Origin of the sequence: Rhodococcus sp. 05-340-2, assembly GCF_002258915.1 — a bacterium.
In the GTDB taxonomy this organism is placed as follows: domain Bacteria; phylum Actinomycetota; class Actinomycetes; order Mycobacteriales; family Mycobacteriaceae; genus Rhodococcoides.
In genome coordinates this window covers 237,635-261,971 of record NZ_NOYU01000042.1, presented here as the reverse complement: position 1 = coordinate 261,971, position 24,337 = coordinate 237,635, and the positions used below count along the sequence as shown (strand labels likewise).

Sequence of the window (24,337 nt, the reverse complement as noted above, 5' to 3'; positions counted from 1 at the left end):
TGGACGTACTTCGCGACGTGGGACGGGGGTCGGTCGAACAAGGGTGGAACCTACGCGGAACCGGTGTCGGCGAACGACGTCGGCGCAGCGGTGACGTCGTCGATCTTGTACTTCTCCGCGGCCTCGACGGCCTTGGACTTGTCGATCTCACCGGAGTCCGCGAGCGCGGACAGCGTGGCGACGACGATCGACTCGGCGTCGACGTTGAACACCCGTCGCGCGGCCGGACGCGTATCGGAGAATCCGAAGCCGTCGGTGCCGAGGGTGACGTAATCGCCCGGAACCCACTGACGGATCTGGTCCGGAACCGCCCGCATCCAATCCGAGGATGCGACGACCGGACCGTGCGCGTCGGCCAGTGCCGAGGTGACGAACGGAACGCGCTTGTCGGCACCGGGATTGCGCAGAGATTCCTTCTCGGCCTCGACGCCGTCGCGGCGCAGCTCGCCCCACGAGGTCACCGACCACACGGCCGAACGAACGCCCCATTCCTCGAACAGCAGCTCACGGGCCTTGCGGGCCGAGACCATGCCGACGCCGGACGCCAACAGCTGTGCCTCGGGTCCGTCGCCCTCCTGCGGAGCCGCGAACCGGTAGATGCCCTTGAGCAGACCCTCGACGTCGAGGTTCTCCGGCTCGGCCGGCTGTACGTACGGCTCGTTGTAGAGGGTGATGTAGTAGAAGATGTTCTCGCCGCCGAAGCCTTCCACGCCCTCGGTGCCGCCGTACATCCGGCGCAGACCGTCCTTGACGATGTGTGCGATCTCGTACGAGAACGCAGGGTCGTAGGCCACGGCCGCCGGGTTGGTCGACGCCAGCAGCAGCGAGTGACCGTCGGCGTGCTGCAGACCCTCACCGGTGAGGGTGGTGCGGCCGGCGGTGGCACCGAGGACGAATCCGCGAGCCATCTGGTCCGCGGCAGCCCAGAGACCGTCACCGGTGCGCTGGAATCCGAACATCGAGTAGAAGATGTACAGCGGAATCATGACCTCGCCGTGTGTGGCGTACGAGGTACCGACCGCCGTGAACGACGACGTGGAACCGGCCTCGTTGATGCCCTCGTGCAGGATCTGGCCGACCGAGCTCTCCTTGTAGGCGAGCATCAGCTCCGAGTCCACCGAGGTGTACAGCTGGCCGTTGCGGTTGTAGATCTTGAGCGACGGGAACCACGAGTCCATACCGAACGTACGAGCCTCGTCGGGGATGATCGGCACGATTCGGTGGCCGATTTCCTTGTCTCGCAACAGCTCCTTCATGACGCGCACGAGCGCCATGGTGGTGGCGACTTCCTGCTTGCCGGAACCCTTGCGGAGCGTCTTGTACGTGTCGTCGCCGGGCTGTGGCAGCGGCTTGACGTCCACTCGCCGCTCCGGAACGAATCCGCCGAGCTTGTTACGACGATCGAGCATGTACTGGATCTCGGGAGCGTCCGCACCGGGGTGGTAGTACGGCGGCATGTACGGATCCTTCTCGAGCTCCTCGTCGGAGATCGGGATGTGCTGGAGATCGCGGAACGTCTTGAGATCGTCGAGCGTCAGCTTCTTCATCTGGTGCGTGGCGTTACGGCCCTCGAAGTGCTTGCCGAGGGTGTAGCCCTTGATGGTGTGCGCCAGGATGACCGTCGGCTGGCCCTTGTGCGACATCGCGGCCGCGTAGGCAGCGTGCACCTTGCGGTAGTCGTGGCCGCCGCGCTTGAGGTTCCAGATCTCGTCGTCCGAGAGATCCTTGACGAGCTCCTTGGTGCGCGGATCGCGGCCGAAGAAGTGATCGCGGACGTAGCTGCCGTCGTTGGCCTTGTAGGTCTGGAAATCGCCGTCGGGCGTGGTGTTCATGAGGTTCACCAGTGCGCCGTCGCGGTCCTTGTGCAGCAGCGAGTCCCACTCGCGGCCCCAGACGACCTTGATGACGTTCCAGCCGGCTCCGCGGAAGAACGACTCCAGTTCCTGGATGATCTTGCCGTTACCGCGCACCGGGCCGTCGAGACGCTGCAGGTTGCAGTTGACGACGAAGGTGAGGTTGTCGAGGCCCTCGGTGGCGGCCACGTGCGCGAGTCCACGCGATTCCGGCTCGTCCATCTCGCCGTCGCCGAGGTACGCCCACACGTGCTGATCGGAGGTGTCCTTGATGCCGCGATCGTTGAGGTAATGGTTGAAGCGCGCCTGGTAGATGGCGTTCATCGGGCCGAGACCCATCGACACCGTCGGGAATTCCCAGAAGTCCTGCATCAGACGCGGGTGTGGGTACGACGGCAGTCCGCCGCCCTCGTTCACGTGGCTGGCTTCCTGGCGGAAGCCGTCCATGCGCTCGGCCGGGATGCGACCTTCGAGGAAGGCGCGGGCGTAGATACCGGGGGAGGCGTGGCCCTGGATGAAGATGTGGTCGCCGCCGCCCGGGTGGTCCTTGCCACGGAAGAAGTGGTTGAAGCCGACCTCGTACAGAGCAGCCGACGAGGCGTACGTGGAGATGTGGCCGCCGACGCCGACGCCGGGACGCTGCGCGCGGTGCACCATGATCGCGGCGTTCCAACGAATCCAGGCACGGTAGCGACGTTCCATCGACTCGTCGCCGGGGAACCACGGCTCGTTCTCGGTGGGAATGGTGTTGACGTAATCCGTCGACGTCAGCGACGGCAGCGCCACGCGGCGCTCACCGGCGCGCTCGAGCAACCTGAGCATCAGGTAGCGAGCGCGGTTGGGGCCGGACCTCTCCAGCAAGCCGTCGAACGACTCGATCCATTCGTTGGTCTCGTCGTTGTCGATATCGGGCAGGTACGACGCGACACCCTCGCGGATGACGCGGACCCGGCCGTCCGAGCCCTTCTTGCCTGCAGACGATGTGTTCTGCCGTTCGCCGCTGTTCACTTCGGACAACGTGTGCACTCCTCAATGTGGCGGACGCTCGGTGTGGCGCCCGGTCCCGGTAGACCCGCCCCTGTGACGGCGGTCTACTTTCCTCGTTCTCGTGATTCCTCCCCAATCCTGCCGCATCTCGTCGGTTCTGGTAGTACAGAGGTCCAATACCCACCAGTAGAAATTTATGTACTCAATTTCGGCGCGGTCAGCTTGCGCGAACGGCTTCAACACTGTTCGCTTTGACTACTGCACCCACAATTCAAGGAGGTCACCACCGTGGTCGCCGCGGCGGACGCTCAGAACTACGCTCAGAAACTTGGCATCACTCGCGACATGGTCGTACAGGAGCTGGGCTGGGACGAGGACACCGACGATGATCTGCGCGCCGACGTAGAAGATGCGATCGGTGGCGAGACCCTCGACGAGGATTCCGACGAGGTGATCGACGTTGTACTGCTGTGGTGGCGCGACGGAGACGGTGACCTGGTCGATGCCCTCATGGATGCCATCGGTCCGCTCTCGGACGACGGCATCGTGTGGGTCCTCAGCCCCAAGACCGGCATGTCCGGTCACGTCGAACCCAGTGAGATTGCCGAGTCCGCCCCGACCGCAGGATTGACGCAGACCTCTGCGGCAAACCTCGGTGACTGGATCGGAAGTCGATTGGTTCAGCCCAAGACCCCTGCCACCAAGCGGTAGGCCGATTCTCGATACAGGAAGACGGTTCTAGATGCCGATCGAGGTTGGCGCGGTTGCGCCCGACTTCACCCTCAAAGACCAGAACAACCAGCTGGTCACGTTGTCGTCGTACAGGAACGTGAAAAACGTTCTGCTCGTGTTCTATCCACTGGCCTTCACCGGCACGTGCCAGGGCGAGCTGTGCAAAGTGCGCGACGAGTTACCGACCTTCGAGAACGACGAGACTGCCATCCTGGCAATCTCGGTCGGTCCGCCTCCGACCCACAAGATCTGGGCTGCAGAACAGGGTTACACCTTTCCGCTGCTGTCGGACTTCTGGCCGCACGGCGAGGTTGCTCAGGCGTACGGCGTGTTCAACGACAGCGCCGGGTTCGCCAATCGTGGAACGTTCGTGGTCGACAAATCCGGAATCATCCGGTTCGCCGAAATGAACGGTCCCGGTGAGGCACGCGACAGTTCTTCGTGGGCCGAGGCTCTCGCACAAGTGAGCTGACCTGCGGAATTGTAGTTAGAGATCAGACACGATAAATTTCTCCAAGCGTTCCGGTGGCCCGGGGTTGTACCCAGGCCACCGGTACTCGGGCGTATAGCTCAGCGGTAGAGCTCTGGTTTTACACACCAGCGGTCGGGGGTTCGAACCCCTCTGCGCCCACCACAGAAGTGACGTTCGAACCCTTGACCGTCGAGGTCATCCTTAATTCAAGGTCGTTCTCCTCGTTCGACCGCGCGGTTCTCATCCTCCGACGATGTTCTCAACGCGCGATGAAGTCCGTTGCATCTGCCTCGGTGTGCACAACCTCGAATTCATTGACGTTGAGGTGGATTCGTCAAACCACGCTTGGTTGTAGTCACGTCGGATTGGGCCGGATGCGGCTTCGTACGCGGCACCGCACCGACTCAGCAAGGAAGTCGCAGCGACAATTCCCGCGTTCATGTCGACGGCTGATTGGTCGAAAACCGCGAGGTGGCCTTCGAGCTGGTCGAGTTGCTTCGAGAGGACTGACTGCTTGTCACTAGCGATATCTCGCGGCACCGAACCGTCCATTGCCTTGCCCGTTCGGGACGCGCTCTTTGGGAACACCGACCGGAGTCGCTGCTGTGAACACCGCCGTGCGCCGCGGTTCCCGCTGGCGGCAATGTCGCGGTCGGGTAGCTCGTCGGCGTGGATCCCGCGACCAATTTTGATCAGGTGTGTTCATCCCAATCGCTTTGGGTAATTGGCTGTTCTTCCATTTGTGAGCTTTTGAGTGACGAACTCAAGCACCTGGCAGTTCGCTGGGACGGGATTCCGACGGCGGCAAGGTCGAGGACTAGCGGGTAGATCACTTTTCGGGACGTCCCTGAAAAGATCGGCGGCTGCGCGGCGCATGAACTCGGCCTACCAGCTGGAGGAGACTGATCTGATCACGCGAACGTTCCGCGGCTCGACAGACTCGTCCGAGCCCGCCGCCGTGTTCGATTCTATCGTCGCGGCGACGATCTTAAGCCAGCGAAGTAGACAGCCTTTGGGGAGTCTGATGTTCGTGGGCGATCTGACGCAGCTGGTCCCCGCCCTTGTGTGCGACGGCAATGACCTCGCGTCAGAACTCCTAAGGAAGTGCGTCCGGCATGGGAGGAGTTCCAACTTAAGGCGCGACTCTCAGAGGTGAGACGCCAACCAAACTGGAGCAGTCCTGGATCCTGAGGGACGGGCGTTCCTCGAACCACCAGGTTTGACGGAGAGGAGAAATTAACGGCCCCGCTGTGGCCGAACAGAGCTACCGGATTCACCTGGGTTGGACGCGTAGGCCAACACCAATCAGACCGGCTAGAATGTTGCCGACTAGGGCGATCTTGAAATAGATCCCGGAGATGAACTGCTGAGGGAGTGAACGTGGGCGGTTGTGCGCTTCGTGTTCTAACGCGGTTGCGTTTCAGGACCCCCAGTGTCCCCGCGAAGCGCCAAGTGGATACCGGTGAAGATAGATCTAACCCTGCGCCCAAAGCCGGGCCATTTACAGATTATGTCAATGCTTCATTGGCTGTTTCAATTTGCATCGCTATGCACCTTGAGTTCCAGCGCTGGTGCACGTCTGTTGTAGAAACTATAGATATCGAAACAGACTACTTGACTGTTTCGACTTCGTGTGAATTGCTGATACCGACATCTCATCAATTAGCGGCACTCTCTGTCCCGGCGTACGACAAACCACCGAGTGGTCCTGTGCGAATTGTAATTCCAGTTTTCGCGGCGGCCAAGCGAGAACAAAGTCGGATTTTGGAAGTCGAGAGTGATGGTCTAGCGATCAGGGTTATGCCGCGATCTGAGTGCATCGCGCTAGCGGACGAGCTCAGGAATATTTTTGCAAATGCGTCGGCCAATTCCGATAAAATTGACGGAGTGTGGGGGGATTCTTTTACTGCAACGAACGCTCTAGTTGGTCAGTCTGTGGTCCAATACGTGGAGATGACCGTTGAGCTTGGGCAGAGAATTGCGATCAAGTATGTAAAGCGTAGTGCTAGATCCAGCCATGCAGTTGGCACACTATCTCAATTCCGGGTGGCGTTGGGATGGCGTCAGAGGTCGTTCCTTTTTGACTCGACAATGCCTATGCAGGCGCAAGACTACACATTCCAATTCCATTGCCCTGACGAGCATTTCGTGCGATCAGCAAAGTTGCAGGACGGCATATCGGATGTTTGTTTCGCCGCGCCAATAGTGGATCTGCATGCTGCGTCGATCCACTCAACCTTGAATGAGGTCACCCTCGATGTGGGATCCTCAATCGATAAAGCGCTTCCAGTACCAGATGTGGCCCGATTCGCGATAGAGTGCTACGAACGTCCGCCCGGTTCCCTCGGTAGGGCAAGTGTGGTTGGTTTTGTTGCGCTACTTTTTTCGTTCTTTATTGCTCTTGCATTGCATCGGTCTGTAGAGTTCGACGGTGCGGCCGCACTGCTTGCTGGACTTCCGGCTATCTTAGCCGCCAACACCCCGGGATCGGAGAAGCAAGATGGCCCAATAAAGCCACCTCTTACTGCTCGTCTTACATTGTGGCTTAGCACGATCACGTCGGTCCTTTGCGCTTTCATGATCGCCACAAACTTTTTGAACATAGAGAGGGCAATATTGCTTTCGGAGGTTTCTTGGAGCCCCTACGTCGTGGCTCTGGTCATCTGGCTTTTGCTGTGGATTCTGACTCGAATATTGCGTATGATCGATATCGAGTCAGTGCGGGAGGTGACCGTCTTAGCGACCGTGGCGTTCGCAATATGGTTTACTTACGATCATTCCATTTGGTCTTTTCGAAATTTCATAATGACCGTGTTGTATCCAGTTTTTACGCTACTTTGGTTGCGTTGCATTTTGCTCTGGATCGAGGGCGGTATTCGTTATTTCGCGGCGCTCAGGATGAGCCGTTTCCTCTAAGTGCGGCGCTCGCGCGACCGCTTCGCACGCTTTCTGCTATCGCGTTGGTCAGTGCCTTGCGATCTAGGTCAAACCCTTCGGCGTCTTTCGAGAACCTGATGTTCACGCCGGGAAGATCGAGCCCTCGGTACGCAGGTGGTGTCTCACGCCGCAGGAGTCTCGGTACGTGGAGCAGAGCACGGCGCATCTTTAACATTTCGATTCTCCGCTCCTCGTACTCGTTGTGCCGAACCCAGCGTCGAGTTCAGAGCCTCTAATTGAGCTGATACCGTCGACCATCGCTTCGCGTCTCCACAACCTACATCGGCCAGGGCGTTGCCTGCGCTCAGCATAGCCTTGCCAGGCCGCGAATTGCGGCTTGCTTATGCTTACTTTGTCGCTCGTGATGGGGAAGATGTTACTTCCCTACGCCAAAGTGTGTGGATCGAGTGAGCGCGTCCAAGTCGATCCACCGGATACCTAGATCGAACGCACAGCTTGGAACTGCGCTGCAAGTGATCCACGTTTCATCAGTGCTGGATAGTTCCCCGTGCTTTCGGGCAGCGATCCAGTTGGGTGGAGCTAGCGATCTGCGTCGTTACGACGCGCTGAGAGTCTGCAACGGAGGTGCGCGATTGCTGTGCCCCCCCGGTTCGCCCGATTTCTCTCACGATCCGCTGCGCCCGGTGTTCCTCGGGCCGTCGGTCACCTTGCCGAACGGCCTATGACGCAACGTCCCCGGTGTGATGGCGTAGGCGAGATTAAAGCCGTCGACGTAGTTCTCGTCCACCCACTATTGCGGTTGGTCTGCGACTTCGCCGGGGGGAGTCGACGATACGTGGGGCTGCACCCGCCGTTGCGGCCTACGCGGTGATATCGCGTACCGTGCATTCCTTGCCGTTGGAACCTCTGGAGTGGAACGACGCGGAGGTCAAATCATGACCGCGATGCTCGCCGCCTGCAACAATCTACCGGTCGACGAACTGCCCGCACTGCTGCTGTCCGAGTTGGTAGACACCCCTACGACGGTGGGGATCGTGATGTTCACCAAGGTGATCGTGGGTGTTCCGCTGGGGTCGACGCTATTCATCCTCGGGCCCGGTGGACTGTTCGAGAATCCCGCGTTCGAGGACCCCGCGGTGCAGGAATTCCTGGCCACCGACCCGCGAGTGAAAGACATCCTGCTACCCCTGCAGTAGCGGCACTCTGCGCCCGACGGTCCAGCAGCCGACCGTCGGGCGCAGCCGTGGTGTTACGTTCGACCCGCACCCGATGGCACCGACACGAGGCGGACGATGTGACCCGGTACGACGCGCTGACAGAACTACTCGACGAGCGGTACTCGTGCCGGCAGTTCCTGCCGAAGCAGGTCTCGCGCGAGGTACTCGAACAGCTGCTGTCGGCCGCCCGGCGCACACCTTCTTGGTCCAACACCCAGTCGTGGCAGATCATCGTGACCGAAGGCGATGCCACCCGGAAGTTCTCCGACGCCTTGGTGGAGCACCTGGCGTCCGGTGTGCCGCAACCGGACTTTCCGTTCCCGGCGAATTACAACGCTCTGCACCGTGCACGGCGACGTGAATGCGGTGGCGCGCTGTACGAGAGCATCGGGGTGGTCAAGTCCGACACCGAGGCGACAACGCGTCAATTCATTCGCAACTACGAGCTGTTCGACGCGCCGCATGCAGCCATCATCACCACCGATGCCGACCTGGGCGTGTACGGCGCGGTCGATTGCGGGTTGTATCTGCAGACTTTCCTGCTGGCCGCCCAGAGTCTCGGTCTGGGAGCCATCGCACAAGCAGCCCTGGCCGCGTACTCACCGTTCCTGCACGAGTGGTTCGACATCCCGGACACTCGAAAAGTGGTGGCCGGAATCTCCTTCGGCTACCCGGACGAGACACACCCGATCAACGGATTCCGTACCGGCCGAGCGCCTCTGGACGAGACGGTCACCTTCGTCGGACGCTGACGTCGTCGTCGAGCGCACTCGTCGACGGCAGTACGTCTGCGGCTCGGCTGCCTGTCCGCAACCCGCCGTAGGTCTTCTGACGAATGGTCGCCAGAGTGATCATTCCGATCACGGCGGAGCCGATGACGAAGTACGCAGGTGACACCGAGCTTCCGGTGCGGTCGATGAGCCACGTCGCAATGTAGGCGGCGGTCCCACCCGTGGCGATCGTCGCAATGTTGAAGCCGAGAGCGACGCCGGTCAGTCGAACTCGCGAGTCGAACAACGACGGGAATAGGGGAGCGGTTGCCGTCTGGATCAAGGGTGTGCCTACCGCGAAGAACATGAAAGCAATTGCAGCAACGAACAACCCGTGTCCGCTCATCATCGACATTGCCGGGTACGCGAGCAGCGCCGAGGCGAGTAATCCGCTGGCCAGCACACGCACGCTGCCGAACCGATCCACCAGCAGCCCGGCGAGCGGCATGGACGCCGCGACGAGCACGATGACACCGGCCGCAGTCCAGGTGACCGAACTCTGACTGAATCCGCCTTCGCGCACCAGATGGATACCGATGTAGGTGAGCACCATGTATCCGGTCGCGTTCTGAGCCACACCCAGTCCGAAAACCTGCAGAACCTGCTTGGGATGAGTGCGAAGTAGTTCGGTCAACGGTGCCTTCGCCACCTCGTTTTCCGCGGCTGCATGGACGAACTGCGGGGTGTCTTCGATTCGCGTGCGGGTCCAGAGACAGAACAGCACCAGGGGGATGCCGAGCAGGAACGGAATTCGCCAGCCCCAGCTGGTCATCTGCGCGTCGGTGGTGAGTGTGGAGGTGATCGCCACGGCGATGGCCGCGAGTGCGAAACCGCTGTTGCTACCCAGTGCGACGAAGGACGCACCGAGCCCCTTGCGTTTTTCGCCGACCGTCTCGTAGACGTATGTGAGCGCGCCTCCGAGTTCTCCACCGGCCGAGAAGCCCTGGACCAGACGGGCGATGACCAACAGGATCGGCGCGAGAACCCCCGCGTTCTCGTAGGTGGGGAGGAAGGCCATCAGTGCACTGCCGACGCCCATGAGCAGAACAGAGAACAACAAGGCGCGCTTGCGCCCGTGTCTGTCACCGAGGCGGCCGAAGAAGATTCCGCCGATCGGACGCATCAGGTAGGCAGATGCGAAGACGGCCAGACTCGCGAGCAACGACGCAGTCGGGTCGTCGCCGGGGAAGAACAATGGGCTGACGACGACCGCGAGGTAGGCGTAGACGGTGAGGTCGTAATACTCGACGATGGTGCCGACCGTGGCAGCGAGTACGCCACGGCGTCTGGTCTGCTCAGGGGTGCGAATGGTGGCCACGGACTGCTCCGATTCTGTGTGCGACGGCGACGAGGGGGCGAGATCTGCACGTGTCGTCACACCTTAACCGGTTAAATGTGTACATACTTCGAAATAGTGAACAAGAATTAAAGTAACTATCCTACGGTCGACGTAGCTGCCGGCGATCCGGTTGAGAGATGTTCGCGCGCACTGTTTTCGGTGGCACCAGCGGGCATGAACACGGCAACGGTCCACACCGATTGCGCTACCGCCACGAGGAAACCCGAGCGCACAAGGGAGTGGAGCAGTCGCGCCGCGAGGTTCAGTGCCGGAGCGCGTCGACCAGCGCACGCGCCACATCTGTGCCCGAACGCCAGGCGCTCTCCACTCGGGGCACTCCGGACTCGCACCACTGATCGCCCGCCGAACCGACGAAGCGTCCGTCCTGCTCGCGAAGCGCGAAGTTGGAATCGTGCTGCGCTGCGGGCTTGGCGAAGGTCCACCGATGAGCGTGGGTCCATGTGGGTTGCGTGGATGCGACGGACAATTCGCGAAGGGCGTCGACAACTGGGGCGATCGCACCGTCGGGGTCGTCGAGATGCTGCTGCGCTCGTTCCGACGTGGTGTGCACCACCAGAACCGGAGCGCCGTCTCCGCGGCGTGCACCGTCGTCGACGACAAAATCAATATCGGGATGATCGTTGACGAACGCTGCGTCCCGGAAGGGAATGTCGAGCACGTCGAACCCACACGCCACCGAGATGACGGGTACGTAGTCGACCGCATCGGGAATTGTGGTCAGTCGCATCGCCTGAGGATCCGGCATGGCGACCACGACGTGGCCGTCGGGCAATGCGGTCAACTCGGTGGAATGTTCGATGTCGAAGCCCTCGAGCATGTTTCGTACCAGCGATCGCAGACCGTTCGGGGTAGCCCAGCGAACCGGTCCGGTCGTTGTGCACGGTGCCGTGGCGGGCTTGAGGATGCCGAACGTGTTGGCCCACTGGCGCGCCAATCCACCCGACTCCCACTCGGCGACCACCGTCGAGAATTCCTGATCTCGGACGGTGAAGTAGCCGGCACCCAAGTCGACGCGACGGCCGTGCAACTCCGGCGATGACATCCGCCCACCCGGAGCTCGGCCTCGGTCGACGATGCGGAACGGCACGTCTGCGCCGCGAAGAACCCGCGCGCAGGCCGCACCGGCTATGCCCGCACCGACGATGGTGACCGGATCGGTGATGCTGCCCGCTTCGGAGTTCATCGGTCCAGTATGCCCGGATTTGCGCCAATATCTCTGTACCACCGGCTGTCTGGACATATCGGTCACCCGCTGCGTCCGCGTCCACATTGTGTTCGACTACAGGGATGGCCATTACGGAGAAGCCGGACACCGGCGAGAACGGACTCGGTACCAGCCTGAAACCACGGCACGTGACGATGATTTCGATAGCCGGAGTCATCGGCGCGGGATTGTTCGTGGGTTCGGCCAACGCCATCGCCACGGCAGGCCCGGCAGTGCTGCTGGCGTACCTGTTCGCGGGCACGCTCGTGATCTTGGTGATGCGCATGCTGGGGGAGATGGCAACGGCCAATCCCGACACCGGCTCGTTCTCCACGTATGCCACACGCGCGCTCGGGCATTGGGCCGGATTCTCGGTCGGATGGCTCTACTGGTGGTTCTGGGTGTTGGTGATCCCGGTCGAAGCCACCGCGGCTGCTTCCATTCTCACCAACTGGCTCGGCGGAGCCCAGTGGATGTGGGCACTGCTCATCGTCATCGCCCTCACCGCGACCAACCTGATCAGCGTCGGCAACTACGGCGAATTCGAGTTCTGGTTCGCCCTGGTGAAGGTCGTGGCGATCATCGCGTTCATAGGCCTCGGCATCGCCGCCATCCTGGGGTGGCTACCCGATTCGGAAGTCAGTGGTGTGGACCAACTCTGGGCCTCGGGCGGATTCATGCCCCTCGGGTTCGGTGCGGTGATCGCGGCCATGCTGACGACGATGTTCTCGTTCATGGGCTCGGAAATCGTCACCATCGCCGCTGCCGAATCCAAGGACCCGGCAAAGGGAATCACCCGCGCCACCAACTCGGTCATCTGGCGAATCTCGATCTTCTACTTCGGTTCCATCTTCGTCATCGTCGCGCTGGTGCCCTGGAACGAACTGGATCCCAATACGGGCTCGTACCAATTCGTACTGTCCAAGATGGGAATCCCGCACGCCGAGACCATCATGGACATCGTCATCCTGACTGCCGTCGCGTCGTGCCTGAACTCTGCGCTCTACACCGCGTCGCGCATGCTGTATTCGCTCGGCGATCGAGGTGACGCACCCCGGGCGGTCAAGAAGATCACCACGAACGGGGTGCCGTGGGTCGCGGTGATCGCCTCGATGGTGCTCGGGTTCCTCGCCGTCATCGGAAACTACATCCTGCCCGAGAAACTCTTCACCTACCTGCTGGCGACCACCGGGGCCGTCGCGCTCTTCGTCTACCTCGCCATCGCCAGCAGCCAGCTGGTGCTGCGGCGTCAACTCGACCGCGACGACGAACGCCCTGCCGTTCGGATGTGGCTGTACCCGTGGTTGACCTACCTGGCCATCGGGTTCATCGTGTTCGTCCTGGTGATGATGGTGGTGCGGCCGGAGCAGCGGTCGTCGATCCTGCTCTCGGCCGTCCTCGCCGCAGTGACCGTGATCGGCGGAATCTTGGTGCAACGCCGAAATACGCGGCGCGACACTGTCGCCGCCCGCGCATCGGAGTGAGTGCAACTAGACCCCCGCGTACATCTGCCGGTACAGATCGACGATCTGTTCGGCGGTCGGCACGATCGGATTGTTTCCCGGGCTGCCCGACGCGAGTGCCTGCTCGGCCATGAGTGGCAGCAGTTCGTCCCACTTGGCCCTGTCGATACCGAAGGTCTCCGGAGTCGGAACCTCCACCTCACGACACAGTGTGACGATCGCATCCTGCAGCTTGCCACCGGCAACCTGATCCGAATCGCTTTCCGACGCCGCGCCCAGTGCGCGTGCGCAGTCGGCGTAACGCGTCGGTGCCCCGTCTATCGAGAATGCCGTGACGGCAGGCAACAGCATGGCGTTGGACAGCCCGTGTGCGACATGGAAGTGCGCGCCGATCGGTCGACTCATGCCGTGCACCAGACAGACGCTCGCATTGGAGAACGCCATGCCGGCCTGCGTCGAGGCATGCATCATCGCCTCGCGCGCCTGCCGGTCGTCGCCGTCGCGATACGCCCGCAGCAACGACGTCCCGATCGTGCGAATCGCACTGAGCGCCAGACCGTCGGAGATGGGGTTGGCCTTCTTGCTGACGTACGCCTCGATGGCGTGGGTCAGCGCATCGACACCCGTATCGGCCGTCAGACGCGCCGGCATCGACATGGTCAGCTCGAAGTCGATGATCGAGGCGATCGGCAGGAACGACAGCCCGGGGCACAACATCTTCTCGTCCGAGGCGACGTCGGTGATGATGGTGAACTGAGTTGCCTCCGAACCACTTCCGGCCGTGGTGGGGATGGCGATGATCGGCAGGGCCGGGCCGGTCGACAGCACGGGAGCTTTGAAGTCCCGCATCGTGCCGCCCTGCACCGCGAGAATGGCCAACGCCTTGGCCGTGTCCATCGGACTGCCACCACCGAACCCGATGATCGAATCGGCCGAATGCTGCTGCACCGCTTCGAGACCGGCGACCAACGAATCGGTCGTCGGATCCGGAACGGTGCCCGAGAACAATGCAGGCGTCTTACCGGCCTCGGTCATGATCTTCATCAAACGATCCGCCGAGCCGTTGCCGGCCATGAACGCATCGGTGACGAGCAACGGCCGAGACACGTCGAGGTCGGTCAGAACGGTCCCCAGCTCCTCGACGGCACCGCCGCCCAGCTTGAGAAACCGAGGAAACGAAATATTGGCAACCATGGTGTGCTCCTTCGCGGTGTCTTCGGAACTCAGCTGTTTTCGGGGAAGCCGAGGTTGATGCCGCCGTGGCTGGGGTCGAGCCAGCGACTTGTGACAGCTTTGCCGCGGGTGAAGAAGTGGACACCCTCGGTGCCGTGGGCGTGGCTGTCGCCGAAGAGGGAGTTCTTCCACCCGCCGAAGCTGTAGTACGCCATGGGAACCGGGATCGGCACGTTGATGCCGACCATGCCGACCTCGACCTCGTTCTGGAAGCGTCGGGCCGCCCCACCATCGTTGGTGAAGATGGCGGTGCCATTGCCGTACGGGTTCTCGTTGATCAGTCGAAGGGCGTCGTCGTAGGTCTCGACGCGGACGACCGAGAGGACCGGTCCGAAGATCTCGTCGGTGTAGACGCTCATGTCGGGAGTCACGTTGTCGATGAGGGTGGGGCCGAGCCAGAATCCGTCGGTGCCACCGTCGGGCTGGACGGTGCGTCCGTCGACGACGAGGGTGGCCCCGGCCGCTTCGCCGGCATCGACGTACGAGGCGACCTTGTCACGGTGGGCCTTGGTGACGAGCGGTCCCATGTCCGCCCCACGGGTTCCGTCACCGGTGACCAGCGGAGTGGTGCGCTCGGCGATCTTGGCGACGAGCTCGTCGGCGATGTTCCCCACGGCCACGAGTGCGGAGATGGCCATGCAACGTTCGCCCGCGGAGCCGAAGCCCGCGTTGACCATGGCGTCGGCGGCGAGGTCGAGATCGGCATCGGGGAGCACGACGGCGTGGTTCTTGGCGCCGCCGAGGGCTTGGACGCGCTTTCCGTTGGCGGTGCCGGTGGAGTAGACGTACTGGGCGATGGGGGTGGAGCCGACGAAGGAGACCGATTTGATCTTCATGTTCTCGAGGAGCTCGTCGACGGCCACCTTGTCGCCTTGAAGGACGTTGAACACGCCGTCGGGCAGGCCTGCCTCGGCCCAGAGCTGGGCGAGCCAGATACTCGCGCTCGGGTCTTTCTCCGAGGGCTTGAGTACCACGGTGTTACCGGCCGCGATGGCGATGGGGAAGAACCACATCGGGACCATGGCGGGAAAGTTGAAGGGGGAGATGATCGCTACCGGTCCGAGCGGCTGACGGATGGAGTAGACGTCCACGCCGGTCGACGCGTTCTCGGTGTACCCGCCCTTGAGCAGATGCGCCATGCCGCAGGCGAATTCGACGACTTCCTGGCCGCGGGAGATCTCGCCGAGTGCATCGGAGAGGACCTTCCCATGCTCGGCGGTGATGATCTCGGCGAGCTCGTTCTTCCGCGCGTTCAACAGCTCTCGGAACGAGAACAGGACAGAGGTCCGCTTGGCAAGGGAAGTATCGCGCCACGCCGGGAATGCGGCTGCGGCCGCGTCGATGACCGCGCGGGCGTCGCCGGGATCGGCCAGGGTGAGGGTGCCGGTGACCTCGCCGGTAGCGGGGTTCGTGACGGGGGCGGTCCGGTCGGAGCTACCGGAATAAGTCTTTCCATCGAGCCAGTGCGCAATGACGTCGGTCAACGTTCGATCCTTCCTTCGGTGTGTCTCGAGTCTCACTTGTACGGATGCACATGTCAAAGGCCAAAACCGCAGATCGCTGTGCAGAAATGCACACTGACGATAGTCTCGGTGGGTGTTCAACGCAGACCACCTCCGCTATTTCCTCGAAGTGTCGAGGACGGGGCGTCTGACCGACGCCTCGCACACTCTCGGTGTGGACCACACCACCGTCGGTCGGCGCATCACGGCGCTCGAGAAATCGGCCGGGCAGCGTCTGTTCGACAGAACGCCGTCGGGTTGGCGACTCACCGAGGCGGGTCGACGCCTCGTCGGATACGCAGAGACCGTCGAATCGACGCTCATCGCCGCCTTCGAGGATCAGACCTCCGACACCGGCTCCCTGCGAGGGACCGTGCGCATCGCGGCCCCGGACGGTTTCGGAGCGTTCGTCTTGACACCGAAACTCGGCGTACTGCGAGACAAGCATCCCGATCTCGACATCGAACTGGTCACCGCCACCGAGCACAACTCGTTGGCTACCAGGGAATTCGACATCGCAATCACGTTGGAGCGGCCGTCGCCGCGATTCGTCGTCACTCGCAGGTTGGCGACGTACTCCCTCGAGCTCTACGCCGCCGCCGAGTATCTCGCCGCGATGTCGCCGATCCGGACTGTCGACGATCTGCGAGAACACACGCTGATCTCGTACGTCGACGCGCTGCTCGACGTGGCGCCGCTGCGAATCCTGGATTCGATCCTGCCGGAGGGCCGTGCGCAGATTCAGACCAACAACATCACCGGGCAGTGGATCGCGGCGAGATCCGGGGTGGGAATCGCGCCCTTGCCCAGCTACATCGGTGACCCGGACGAGGCCCTCGCGTCGGTGTTGCCCGGCGTCGTCTCGGTCGAGCGGACGTACTGGACGGTGGTGCCGCGCGAGCTGACCGGTCTGGCTCGGGTGAAGGCCGTCGACGAATTTCTCCGGTCGGTGGTGACCGACGAACAGCATCTCTTTCCTGTGCCGCAGTAACGACGAGAGAAGTGCACAGTCCGAGAGTGTCGGTGGCCGTTGACATTTGGACGTTCCGATGAGACGCGCGTCTCGTGATCACAGACACACGTGACGCCGACCTCAAAGGAGTGGGAAACGGCGAAGATAGGGGTAACAATCTGTTACAGACACATCCGCGGACGCGGATCCACTCGAGATTCTGGGGGAATCATGACACTGTTCGTAATGGCAACGGTCGGCTTCGTCGGTATGGCAATCGCACTGCTCAACGACGGTAGCGACATGAATTTCCGCGGTCGCCAGCTGGCGGGCGCGTACCGCCAGCGCTGAGTCCGGCATACCGAATTCCTGCGCCGGGTGCGCAGTTGGCAAGATTCGTGGGATGTGGACACACCCCCGAGCGACCGGCTTACTGGTCGGCTACGGCCTCGATCGAGTGTTCGCAGATCCACGACGCTGGCACCCGGTGGCAGGATTCGGCACGACGGCGCTGCGCGTCGAACACATCCTCTACCGCGACAGCCGAGCCCTGGGCGTCGTCCACGCAGTCGCGCTGATCGGCTCGGTGACCGCACTCGGTGTCGGGTCGAGTCGCATGGCCGGTCGTGTGGGCGCACCTGCCGAGGTCGCTCTGGTCGCGGCCGCTACCTGGGCCGCCCTGGGAGGCACGTCCCTGTCGAAGGTGGGTCGGCAGATGGCGGACCACCTCGACAACGACGACCTCGAGAGCGCACGCGCGCTGCTGCCGTCACTGTGCGGTCGGGATCCGGAACCACTCGACTCCGACGGCCTCGCACGCGCCGCACTGGAGTCCATCGCGGAGAACACGTCCGACGCGACGGTCGGAGTGCTGGTGTGGGGAGCACTGGCCGGGGTGCCGGGGATTCTGGCCTACCGAGCGAGCAACACGCTCGACGCGATGGTCGGGTACCGGTCTCCGAAGTATCTGCGTTTCGGTTGGGCCGCAGCACGAATCGACGACGTTCTGAACCTGCTACCGGCTCGCGTCACCGGCGTGGCGACGGTTGTCGCAGCGCCCTCGGTGCAGGGTTCGCCCGCCCGAGCCCTTAAGATGTGGCGACGCGACGCCGCGCAGCACCCCAGCCCCAACGCAGGTGTTGCGGAGGCGTCGGCTGCCGGGGCACTGGGGCTGCAGCTCGGCGGCAGGACGCAGTATCGACACGGCGTCGAGATCAGGCCGACACTCGGTGACGGCCACGCGCCGACAGCACGCGATCTTCGTCGATCGGTCGCACTGTCGAGCCGAGTGCAGGAACTGTCTGCGGTCGCGTCAGCGATTCTTGCCGTAGCGATCGGCCAAGCGAGGATCCGACGGCGTCGTCTCGCGTGACGCCGCGCGCGCCCGTGCTCGCTTCTCGCGGCGGGTGGGCAGCGTGAATTCTTCTTCCTCGTCGGGACCGGCCTCGTCCTCGGGCTCGGTGTCCGGCTCGCCGGACATCGCGTCCGCGAGTTCGGCACGTGAATTGCGGCGTTCCCGTATCTCCGCCCGGGCGAAATACGCCAGGCCCAGCGGTGCCATGATGCCGAACGCCAGCCACTGCAGACCGTAGGACAGATAGGGGCCTGCGTCGGTCTGCGGCAGTTCGATCAGGCCCAGACCGCCCGGCTGAGCGTCGTCGAGCTGTAGGTATCCGTCGATGGCGTCGACTCCCACCGCCGCGCCGATCTGTTCCGGATTGATGTTGTAGACCTGCAGCCGACCGTCGTCCTCGACGGGCTCGCGCGAGGTGCCCTCGGCTTGGCGTACCCGTGCGTTCAGCGTCACTTCACCGGCGGGTGCCGCCTCGAACTCCGGCGCTCTGGTTCCCTCCACCGGCAACACGTACCCGCGATTGACGAGCACGGTGGGCCCGCCGTCGATCACGAACGGGGTGATGACCTCGTAGGCGGGCTGATCACGGATGCTGCGCAGCCGCACCAGTACGTCGGAATCGGCGACATAGGACCCGGGAGCGATGACCCGACGCCACTCGTCCTCGGCCGGAAATCCGTTTGCGGTGAGAACATCGGAGATCGGCACCGGATCCGCGTCGACGGATCGGGTGATCAGATCGTTGCGCTCGGACGTCGAGGTGTTCTTCCCCAACTGCCACGGAGCGAGCACGCTGAAACACAGGAACGCGAAGGCCAGCACCACCGCAGCCAGCACCATCCATTTGGGTCGCAGCAAGAACGCTAACTTTCGCACTCCACCACGGTAGCCGGGTCAGTGAGAGAGTCGAGACCGTGCCCAGTCCAGCATGCCGGGAACGGCACTTTCGATCTGCTCGCGCACCTCGGTGAACGCCGAATCGGACGAGTAGTACGGATCGGCTACCGAAGAGTCGTCGGCATCGGGATCGAACGACCGCAGCAGGGCGACACGATCTGCCGGAGCGCCGAGCTGCAGCAGGGCGCGCGCATGACCGGTATCGAGCGCGACGATCAGATCTGCCGCCAGGTGATCCGGCCCGACCTGCGCCGCCTCGTGCTCGCTGTCGTAGCCGTGGGCATCGAGCTCGGCGACGGTTCGTGGATCTGCGCCGTCGCCCACATGCCAACCGCCGGTCCCGGCGCTCGAGACACGCACCGCCTCATCCAGACCGGCCTCGCGTAGATGCCCTCCGAAGACCTTCTCGGCCATCGGTGATCGGCAGATGTTGCCGGTGCACACGAAGGTCACATGCAGTGGCTCGTTCACTGCACGGCCGCCGTGTTCTGCTCCAACACGGTGGCCAGTTCGTCCATGCTCGACGCGGTGAACGCGGCGTCGTCGCTCTCGCCGTCGACGCCGTAGCCCCACTCCACGTACACCGTGGGAATGCCGAATCGAGCGGCACCGTGCACGTCGTGATCACGATCACCGATCATGATCACCCCGGCTGTGCCGCCGTCCGCGGACTCCACCGGATCGATGCCGAGGTTGGTCAGCGAATGCGCGATCACATCGGACTTCGCCCGTCGGGTGCCGTCGTTGCTGGCACCGCCGATGAACTCGAAGTACCGCGACAGACCGAAGTGGTCCAGAATCCGGACGGCGAATCGCTCCGACTTCGACGTCGCAACGCCGAGGCGCACGCCGCGTTCCTGCAATCGCGTCAACACCGTCTCGATGCCGTCGAACGCGGTGTTCTCGGCCCAGCCGCGCTCGTCGTAGCGTTGGAAGTACGCCGCCAGTGCGCGCTGCGCTGCATCCTCGTCCAGGCCGAGCCCGCGCAACGTGTCGATCAGAGGTGGTCCGACGACCATCGACAGCTGTTCCTCGGTCGGTTCGGGAGCCTCGACCGAGGCCAACGCATGACGAAAACCGGCATGAATTCCCGGTGCGGAATCGGTCAACGTCCCATCGAGATCGAACAGGACAACGGACGCGGGAGCATCGACAGACATGCTCCAAGCCTATCGGTGCGGGCCGCTCGGTGACGGCGCGGCTACGCTCGTCGCGATGTCCGACACAGCTGCCGATCCCGATGCGCTACTCCGTCACCACGGCGACGTCGAGGTCGATTCCGGCTTCGTCGACTTCGCCGTCAACGTGCGCGGTGACGGACCGCCGGCATGGCTTCGCGATCGGCTGGCCGCGGCACTGGGTTCGTTGGGTTCGTACCCGAGCACGGCCGCCGACAAGGCCGCACGAGAACAGGTGGCCGAACACCACGGCCGCTCACCGGACGAGGTGCTGCTGCTCAGCGGCGGGGCCGAGGGGTTCTCGATGCTGCCGCGGCTCGAGCCCCAGCTGGTGGCGACGATCCACCCGTCGTTCACCGAGCCCGACTGGGTGCTGGAGCAGGCGGGCATTCCGGTGCACCGAGTGATCCTGCCGCCGCCCTTCGAGCTCGATCCGACGTTCGTGCCCGATGCCGCCGACATGGTGATCCTCGGCAACCCGACCAACCCCACCTCGGTTCTGCATCCCCGTGAGGCGGTATTGAGTCTGCGCGGATCCGGACGCACGCTGGTGATCGACGAGGCCTTCGCCGACGCAGTTCTCGGGTCGGGGGAATCGGTCGCCTCACAGAGCCTTCCCGACGTGCTGGTCCTGCGGAGCCTGACGAAGACGTGGGCGCTGGCGGGATTGCGATGCGGGTATGCGCTGGGCCACCCCGACGTCCTGGCACGGCTGCAGTACGGCCGCGCGCACTGGCCTCTGGGGAGTCTGCAGCTCGAAGCGATCCGCGCCTGCACCGAACCGTTCGCCGTCGATCGGGCACGCGCCGAGTCCGAGCGAATCCACCGCGAACGAACCGCGATGATCCCGCGACTCGAGGCTCTGGGCCTTCTTGTCGCAGGCCCGGCTCGCGCCCCGTTCCTGCTGCTGCGCGTCGACGGAGCCGATTCGGTCCGAGAACGCCTGCGCACGATGGGTATCGCGGTGCGGCGTGCAGACACGTTCCCGGGGCTCGACCGTCACTACCTGCGCGTCGCGGTACGGGACTCGCAGCAGGTCGACATACTGGTGGACGCGTTGAACACCGTTCTGTGAGGAGAGCATCGACCATGGCAGTGACACTGGCGGACGTCATCGAGGTACTCGACGACGCGTACCCACCCCGTCTGGCGGAGAGCTGGGACTCGGTGGGCCTGGTGTGCGGAGATCCCGAAGCTGTTGTGCAGCAGGTCGTGTACACCGTCGACGTCACCGACGCCGTGGTCGACGACGCCATCGCTGGGGGTGCCGATCTCATCGTCGCCCACCATCCCTTACTGCTCAAAGGCGTCGACACCGTAGCGGCCGACACCGCGAAGGGCTCGGTGATCCATCGCCTGATCAAGGCCGACTGCGCACTGTTCACCGCCCACACCAACGCCGACTCCGCCGATCCCGGCGTCTCCGACGCGCTCGCGTCCGCCCTCGGCGTGATCGACACCAGACCTCTCGATCCCATTCCTGCTCCCGCACATGACAAGTGGGTGGTCTTCGTGCCGACCTCCGACTCCGCTGCGGTGCGACAGGCAATGTTCGACGCCGGAGCCGGACAGATCGGCGATTACAGCGAAGCCAGCTGGCAGAGCGCGGGTCTCGGCCAGTTCCGTCCGGGTCCGAACGCACACCCGACCCTCGGTGTTGCCGGAGAGGTGCACACCGAGGCGGAGGATCGCATCGAAGTCGTTGCTCCCAAAGGACTACGTGCTGAGGTGCTTTCGGCATTGCGTCGGGCACACCCCTACGAGGAGCCCGCGTTCGACGTCTTCGAGTCCGCGGCTCTACCGTCGTGCACCGGTTTGGGGCGCATCGGTCGACTGCCGAATCCGATGACCCTCGCCGAATTCACCGACGTCGTTCGCGAGGCGTTGCCCACCACGACGTGGGGAGTGCGCGCCGCCGGAAACCCCGAGGCCACGGTCTCGGTGGTTGCGATGTGCGGGGGAGCGGGTGACTCGTTCCTTTCCGCGGTGAAGAGTACCGATGCCGATGTGTACGTCACCTCGGATCTGCGCCACCACCCGGTCGACGAGCATCTGCGGGCGGGTGGGCCTGCGGTGATCGACACCGCGCACTGGGCGTCGGAGTTCCCGTGGTGTGAACAGGCACGAGGCATCGTCGACGCCGCGTTCGGCGACACGGACGGCTGGAGCAGCCGCGTGACCGAGGTCCGTACCGACCCGTGGACCATCTGACTTGCGGTCGGGCAGGAGTGGAGCCTGCAGAAACGACCCTGATGGCCTCTATCCGGCTTTCTTGCTTTCGAGCAGCCGGTAGGGTGATCGGAACCAACTTCCATAGTCGCAGGAGTCATCAAGCGTGAACGTCGATCCCAAAGTCCAGGCCTCGCTGCTCGAATTGGCCGGTGTGGATACCGAACTCTCGCAGATCGCCCACCGCCGCAAGAGCCTCCCCGAGCAGCAGGAGGTGGACAAGCTCGAGACCGAGCGCACCACCCGCAAGGATGCCGCGGTGACGGTGCAGATCTCGATGGACGATCTCGACCGGGACATCCGCAAACTCGAAGGCGAGGTCGATGCGGTCCGGCAACGCGAGGCTCGCGACAAGAAGATGCTCGAGAGCGGCACCATCGCCCCCAAGCAGATGACCGAACTGCAGCACGAACTCGGCAGCCTCGAACGTCGCCAGGGCATTCTCGAGGAGGAACTGCTCGAGGTCATGGAGCAGCGCGAGGCCAGTGAGCGGGACTACGAGCACGCCGGCGCGCAGCTGACGCAGATCGAGGACGAGCTCGTCGACGCCGGTCGCCGCCGTGACGACGCCGTCGCAGACCTCGATGTCGCCGAGAAGCGCAGCGCCGAGCGCCGCGAATCGTTGGCCTCGGGATTGCCCGCGGACCTGCTGGCGCTCTACGAGAAGCAGCGAGCACTCACCGGCCGCGGTGCGGCACTGCTGCAGGCTCGCCGTTGTGGAGCGTGTCGTATCGAACTCGATCGCAACGAGATCGCAAGCATCGCCAACAAGCCAGCGGATACTCTCATTCGTTGCTCCGAGTGCAATGCAATCCTGGTGCGCACCAAGGAATCCGGAATTTGAGTCAGGTATCGAGGGTCGTCGCCGAGGCCGACGGTGGATCGCGTGGTAACCCAGGCCCGGCCGGGTACGGCGCAGTGGTGTTCAGTGCCGATCACTCGCAGGTTCTCGCCGAGCGTCGGGCATCGCTCGGCGTGGCCACGAACAACGTCGCCGAGTACAACGGACTGATCGCTGCTCTGAGCGCGGCCCGTGACGTCGGGGCCCGTGAGGTTGCAGTCCGCATGGACTCGAAACTCGTCGTCGAACAGATGTCCGGGCGCTGGAAAGTGAAGCATCCGGACATGATTCCGCTTCAGCGAAAAGCGGCCCAACTTGCTCGCGAATTCGATTCCGTCACCTACGAGTGGATTCCGCGCGCGCAGAACTCGCACGCCGACGCACTGGCGAACGAGGCGATGGACGCCGCGGCCGAGGGCGTGGACCTGTCGGAATTGCCCGATGCCGAGCCGGTTCCGAAGAAGACCGAGTCGCCCGGGTGGACCGGTGCCATGGGAGAACCCACCCGACTGCTGCTGTTGCGCCATGGACAGACCCCGATGTCGGTCGACCGTCGCTACTCCGGTCGCGGCAATCCGGATCTGACCGAATTGGGTCGACGTCAAGCCGATTCTGCCGCAACGGTTCTCGGCTCACGAACAGATATCGATGCCATCGTGGCCTCGCCACTGGCGCGCGCGCAACAGACCGCCTCGGCGACAGCCGACCGCTTGGGATTGCCCGTCACCACAGTCGACGGTCTCATCGAGACCGACTTCGGTGACTGGGAAGGACTGACGTTCACCGAGGCCATGGAACGTCACCCCGAGGACCACAAGGCGTGGCGTGGCGACACCTCCGTCGCACCGCCGAACGGTGAGAGCTTCGACGCGGTGCGCGTGCGCATCGAAGCGACCCGCGACCAGTTGCTCACCGAGTACGCCGGCAAAACGCTCCTGGTGGTCACCCATGTCACCCCGATCAAGATGCTGCTGCAACTTGCACTCGACGTCGGCCCGTCGCTGCTGTATCGACTGCACCTCGACCTCGCGTCGCTGAGCATCGCGGAGTTCTACCCCGACGGCGGGGCTTCGGTGCGACTGGTGAACGACACCTCGCACCTGGGACGACTGGCCTGACGCTCGGGCTGGGATCGACGACACTCTGCGCATGTCCACAGCCTCACGCCCATTTCAGGATCGTCACGACTTCATGT

General features: G+C 63.4%; 20 protein-coding genes and 1 tRNA gene. 13 read left to right on the top strand and 8 right to left on the bottom strand.

The features are described from left to right. Nucleotides 1-50: 50 nt before the first annotated feature. Nucleotides 51-2,870, bottom strand: coding sequence for a pyruvate dehydrogenase (acetyl-transferring), homodimeric type (gene aceE / locus CH271_RS26375; RefSeq protein WP_037193545.1), 2,820 nt, complete (start codon nucleotides 2,868-2,870; stop codon nucleotides 51-53). A 258-nt stretch (nucleotides 2,871-3,128) separates the two neighbouring features. On the opposite strand from aceE, the gene CH271_RS26370 reads away from it, so the two are divergent. From CH271_RS26370 to CH271_RS26335, 6 genes are all read left to right on the top strand, one after another. Then, entirely contained in the window at nucleotides 3,129-3,551 is a 423-nt protein-coding gene (locus CH271_RS26370; RefSeq protein WP_032379129.1) for a DUF3052 domain-containing protein, read from the top strand. A 31-nt stretch (nucleotides 3,552-3,582) separates the two neighbouring features. Beyond that, nucleotides 3,583-4,044: a peroxiredoxin gene (locus tag CH271_RS26365; protein ID WP_032394459.1), complete on the top strand. Its 462-nt coding sequence runs from the start codon at nucleotides 3,583-3,585 to the stop codon at nucleotides 4,042-4,044. 87 nt (nucleotides 4,045-4,131) lie between these two features. Continuing rightward, a tRNA-Val gene (locus CH271_RS26360) sits at nucleotides 4,132-4,206 on the top strand. Between the two features lie 1,290 nt (nucleotides 4,207-5,496). Further along, nucleotides 5,497-6,960, top strand: a complete 1,464-nt coding sequence (locus CH271_RS28575; RefSeq protein WP_143546122.1) for a hypothetical protein — start codon at nucleotides 5,497-5,499, stop codon at nucleotides 6,958-6,960. A 917-nt stretch (nucleotides 6,961-7,877) separates the two neighbouring features. Further along, nucleotides 7,878-8,138 (top strand): hypothetical protein, encoded by a 261-nt coding sequence (locus CH271_RS26340; protein WP_094635493.1) that lies wholly within the window; start codon nucleotides 7,878-7,880, stop codon nucleotides 8,136-8,138. A 98-nt stretch (nucleotides 8,139-8,236) separates the two neighbouring features. Then, nucleotides 8,237-8,911, top strand: a complete 675-nt coding sequence (locus CH271_RS26335; RefSeq protein WP_094635492.1) for a nitroreductase — start codon at nucleotides 8,237-8,239, stop codon at nucleotides 8,909-8,911. Here the strand turns inward: CH271_RS26335 and CH271_RS26330 are convergent. Both CH271_RS26330 and CH271_RS26325 read right to left on the bottom strand, forming a co-directional pair. Continuing rightward, nucleotides 8,892-10,247, bottom strand: a complete 1,356-nt coding sequence (locus tag CH271_RS26330; RefSeq protein WP_094635655.1) for an MFS transporter — start codon at nucleotides 10,245-10,247, stop codon at nucleotides 8,892-8,894. The genes CH271_RS26335 and CH271_RS26330 overlap by 20 nt on opposite strands. Before the next feature lie 283 nt (nucleotides 10,248-10,530). Continuing rightward, nucleotides 10,531-11,472, bottom strand: coding sequence for an NAD(P)/FAD-dependent oxidoreductase (locus CH271_RS26325; RefSeq protein WP_094635491.1), 942 nt, complete (start codon nucleotides 11,470-11,472; stop codon nucleotides 10,531-10,533). 104 nt (nucleotides 11,473-11,576) lie between these two features. On the opposite strand from CH271_RS26325, the gene CH271_RS26320 reads away from it, so the two are divergent. Beyond that, nucleotides 11,577-12,977 (top strand): amino acid permease, encoded by a 1,401-nt coding sequence (locus CH271_RS26320; protein WP_052047845.1) that lies wholly within the window; start codon nucleotides 11,577-11,579, stop codon nucleotides 12,975-12,977. A 6-nt stretch (nucleotides 12,978-12,983) separates the two neighbouring features. Here the strand turns inward: CH271_RS26320 and CH271_RS26315 are convergent, their stop codons facing one another. Beyond that, nucleotides 12,984-14,150 carry an iron-containing alcohol dehydrogenase gene (locus CH271_RS26315; protein WP_094635490.1) on the bottom strand — a complete coding sequence of 389 codons (1,167 nt, stop codon included), beginning with the start codon at nucleotides 14,148-14,150 and terminating at the stop codon, nucleotides 12,984-12,986. A gap of 29 nt (nucleotides 14,151-14,179) precedes the next feature. Beyond that, nucleotides 14,180-15,673 (bottom strand): CoA-acylating methylmalonate-semialdehyde dehydrogenase, encoded by a 1,494-nt coding sequence (locus CH271_RS26310; RefSeq protein ID WP_094635489.1) that lies wholly within the window; start codon nucleotides 15,671-15,673, stop codon nucleotides 14,180-14,182. A 112-nt stretch (nucleotides 15,674-15,785) separates the two neighbouring features. On the opposite strand from CH271_RS26310, the gene CH271_RS26305 reads away from it, so the two are divergent. Further along, nucleotides 15,786-16,682 carry a LysR family transcriptional regulator gene (locus CH271_RS26305; protein ID WP_094635488.1) on the top strand — a complete coding sequence of 299 codons (897 nt, stop codon included), beginning with the start codon at nucleotides 15,786-15,788 and terminating at the stop codon, nucleotides 16,680-16,682. Between the two features lie 364 nt (nucleotides 16,683-17,046). Next, nucleotides 17,047-18,015, top strand: coding sequence for a cobalamin biosynthesis protein (locus CH271_RS26300; protein ID WP_094635487.1), 969 nt, complete (start codon nucleotides 17,047-17,049; stop codon nucleotides 18,013-18,015). Here the strand turns inward: CH271_RS26300 and CH271_RS26295 are convergent. Genes CH271_RS26295 through CH271_RS26285 form a run of 3 tightly spaced genes read right to left on the bottom strand, consistent with a single transcriptional unit; the run spans nucleotide 17,956 to nucleotide 20,054 of the window. Next, nucleotides 17,956-18,873, bottom strand: coding sequence for an SURF1 family cytochrome oxidase biogenesis protein (locus CH271_RS26295; RefSeq protein ID WP_094635486.1), 918 nt, complete (start codon nucleotides 18,871-18,873; stop codon nucleotides 17,956-17,958). The genes CH271_RS26300 and CH271_RS26295 overlap by 60 nt on opposite strands. Before the next feature lie 18 nt (nucleotides 18,874-18,891). Continuing rightward, nucleotides 18,892-19,365: a low molecular weight protein-tyrosine-phosphatase gene (locus tag CH271_RS26290; protein WP_179274620.1), complete on the bottom strand. Its 474-nt coding sequence runs from the start codon at nucleotides 19,363-19,365 to the stop codon at nucleotides 18,892-18,894. Then, complete coding sequence (locus CH271_RS26285) at nucleotides 19,362-20,054, bottom strand: HAD-IA family hydrolase (protein WP_037192952.1); 693 nt, start codon at nucleotides 20,052-20,054, stop codon at nucleotides 19,362-19,364. The genes CH271_RS26290 and CH271_RS26285 overlap by 4 nt, the downstream gene beginning before the upstream one ends. Before the next feature lie 55 nt (nucleotides 20,055-20,109). Here CH271_RS26285 and cobC point away from each other — a divergent pair, with 55 nt between their 5' ends. The 4 genes from cobC (at nucleotide 20,110) to CH271_RS26265 (ending at nucleotide 24,260) form a co-directional block, all read left to right on the top strand. Further along, a complete protein-coding gene (gene cobC / locus CH271_RS26280) occupies nucleotides 20,110-21,147 on the top strand; it encodes an Rv2231c family pyridoxal phosphate-dependent protein CobC (protein WP_094635654.1) in 1,038 nt (345 codons plus the stop codon). 14 nt (nucleotides 21,148-21,161) lie between these two features. Further along, the gene (locus tag CH271_RS26275; protein WP_094635484.1) at nucleotides 21,162-22,283 is read left to right on the top strand and encodes a Nif3-like dinuclear metal center hexameric protein; all 1,122 of its coding nucleotides are present in this window, start codon (nucleotides 21,162-21,164) and stop codon (nucleotides 22,281-22,283) included. A 124-nt stretch (nucleotides 22,284-22,407) separates the two neighbouring features. Beyond that, the gene (locus CH271_RS26270; protein ID WP_094635483.1) at nucleotides 22,408-23,145 is read left to right on the top strand and encodes a zinc ribbon domain-containing protein; all 738 of its coding nucleotides are present in this window, start codon (nucleotides 22,408-22,410) and stop codon (nucleotides 23,143-23,145) included. Then, entirely contained in the window at nucleotides 23,142-24,260 is a 1,119-nt protein-coding gene (locus CH271_RS26265) for a bifunctional RNase H/acid phosphatase (protein ID WP_094635482.1), read from the top strand. Before CH271_RS26270 ends, CH271_RS26265 begins: the two co-directional genes overlap by 4 nt. Nucleotides 24,261-24,337 lie beyond the last annotated feature (77 nt).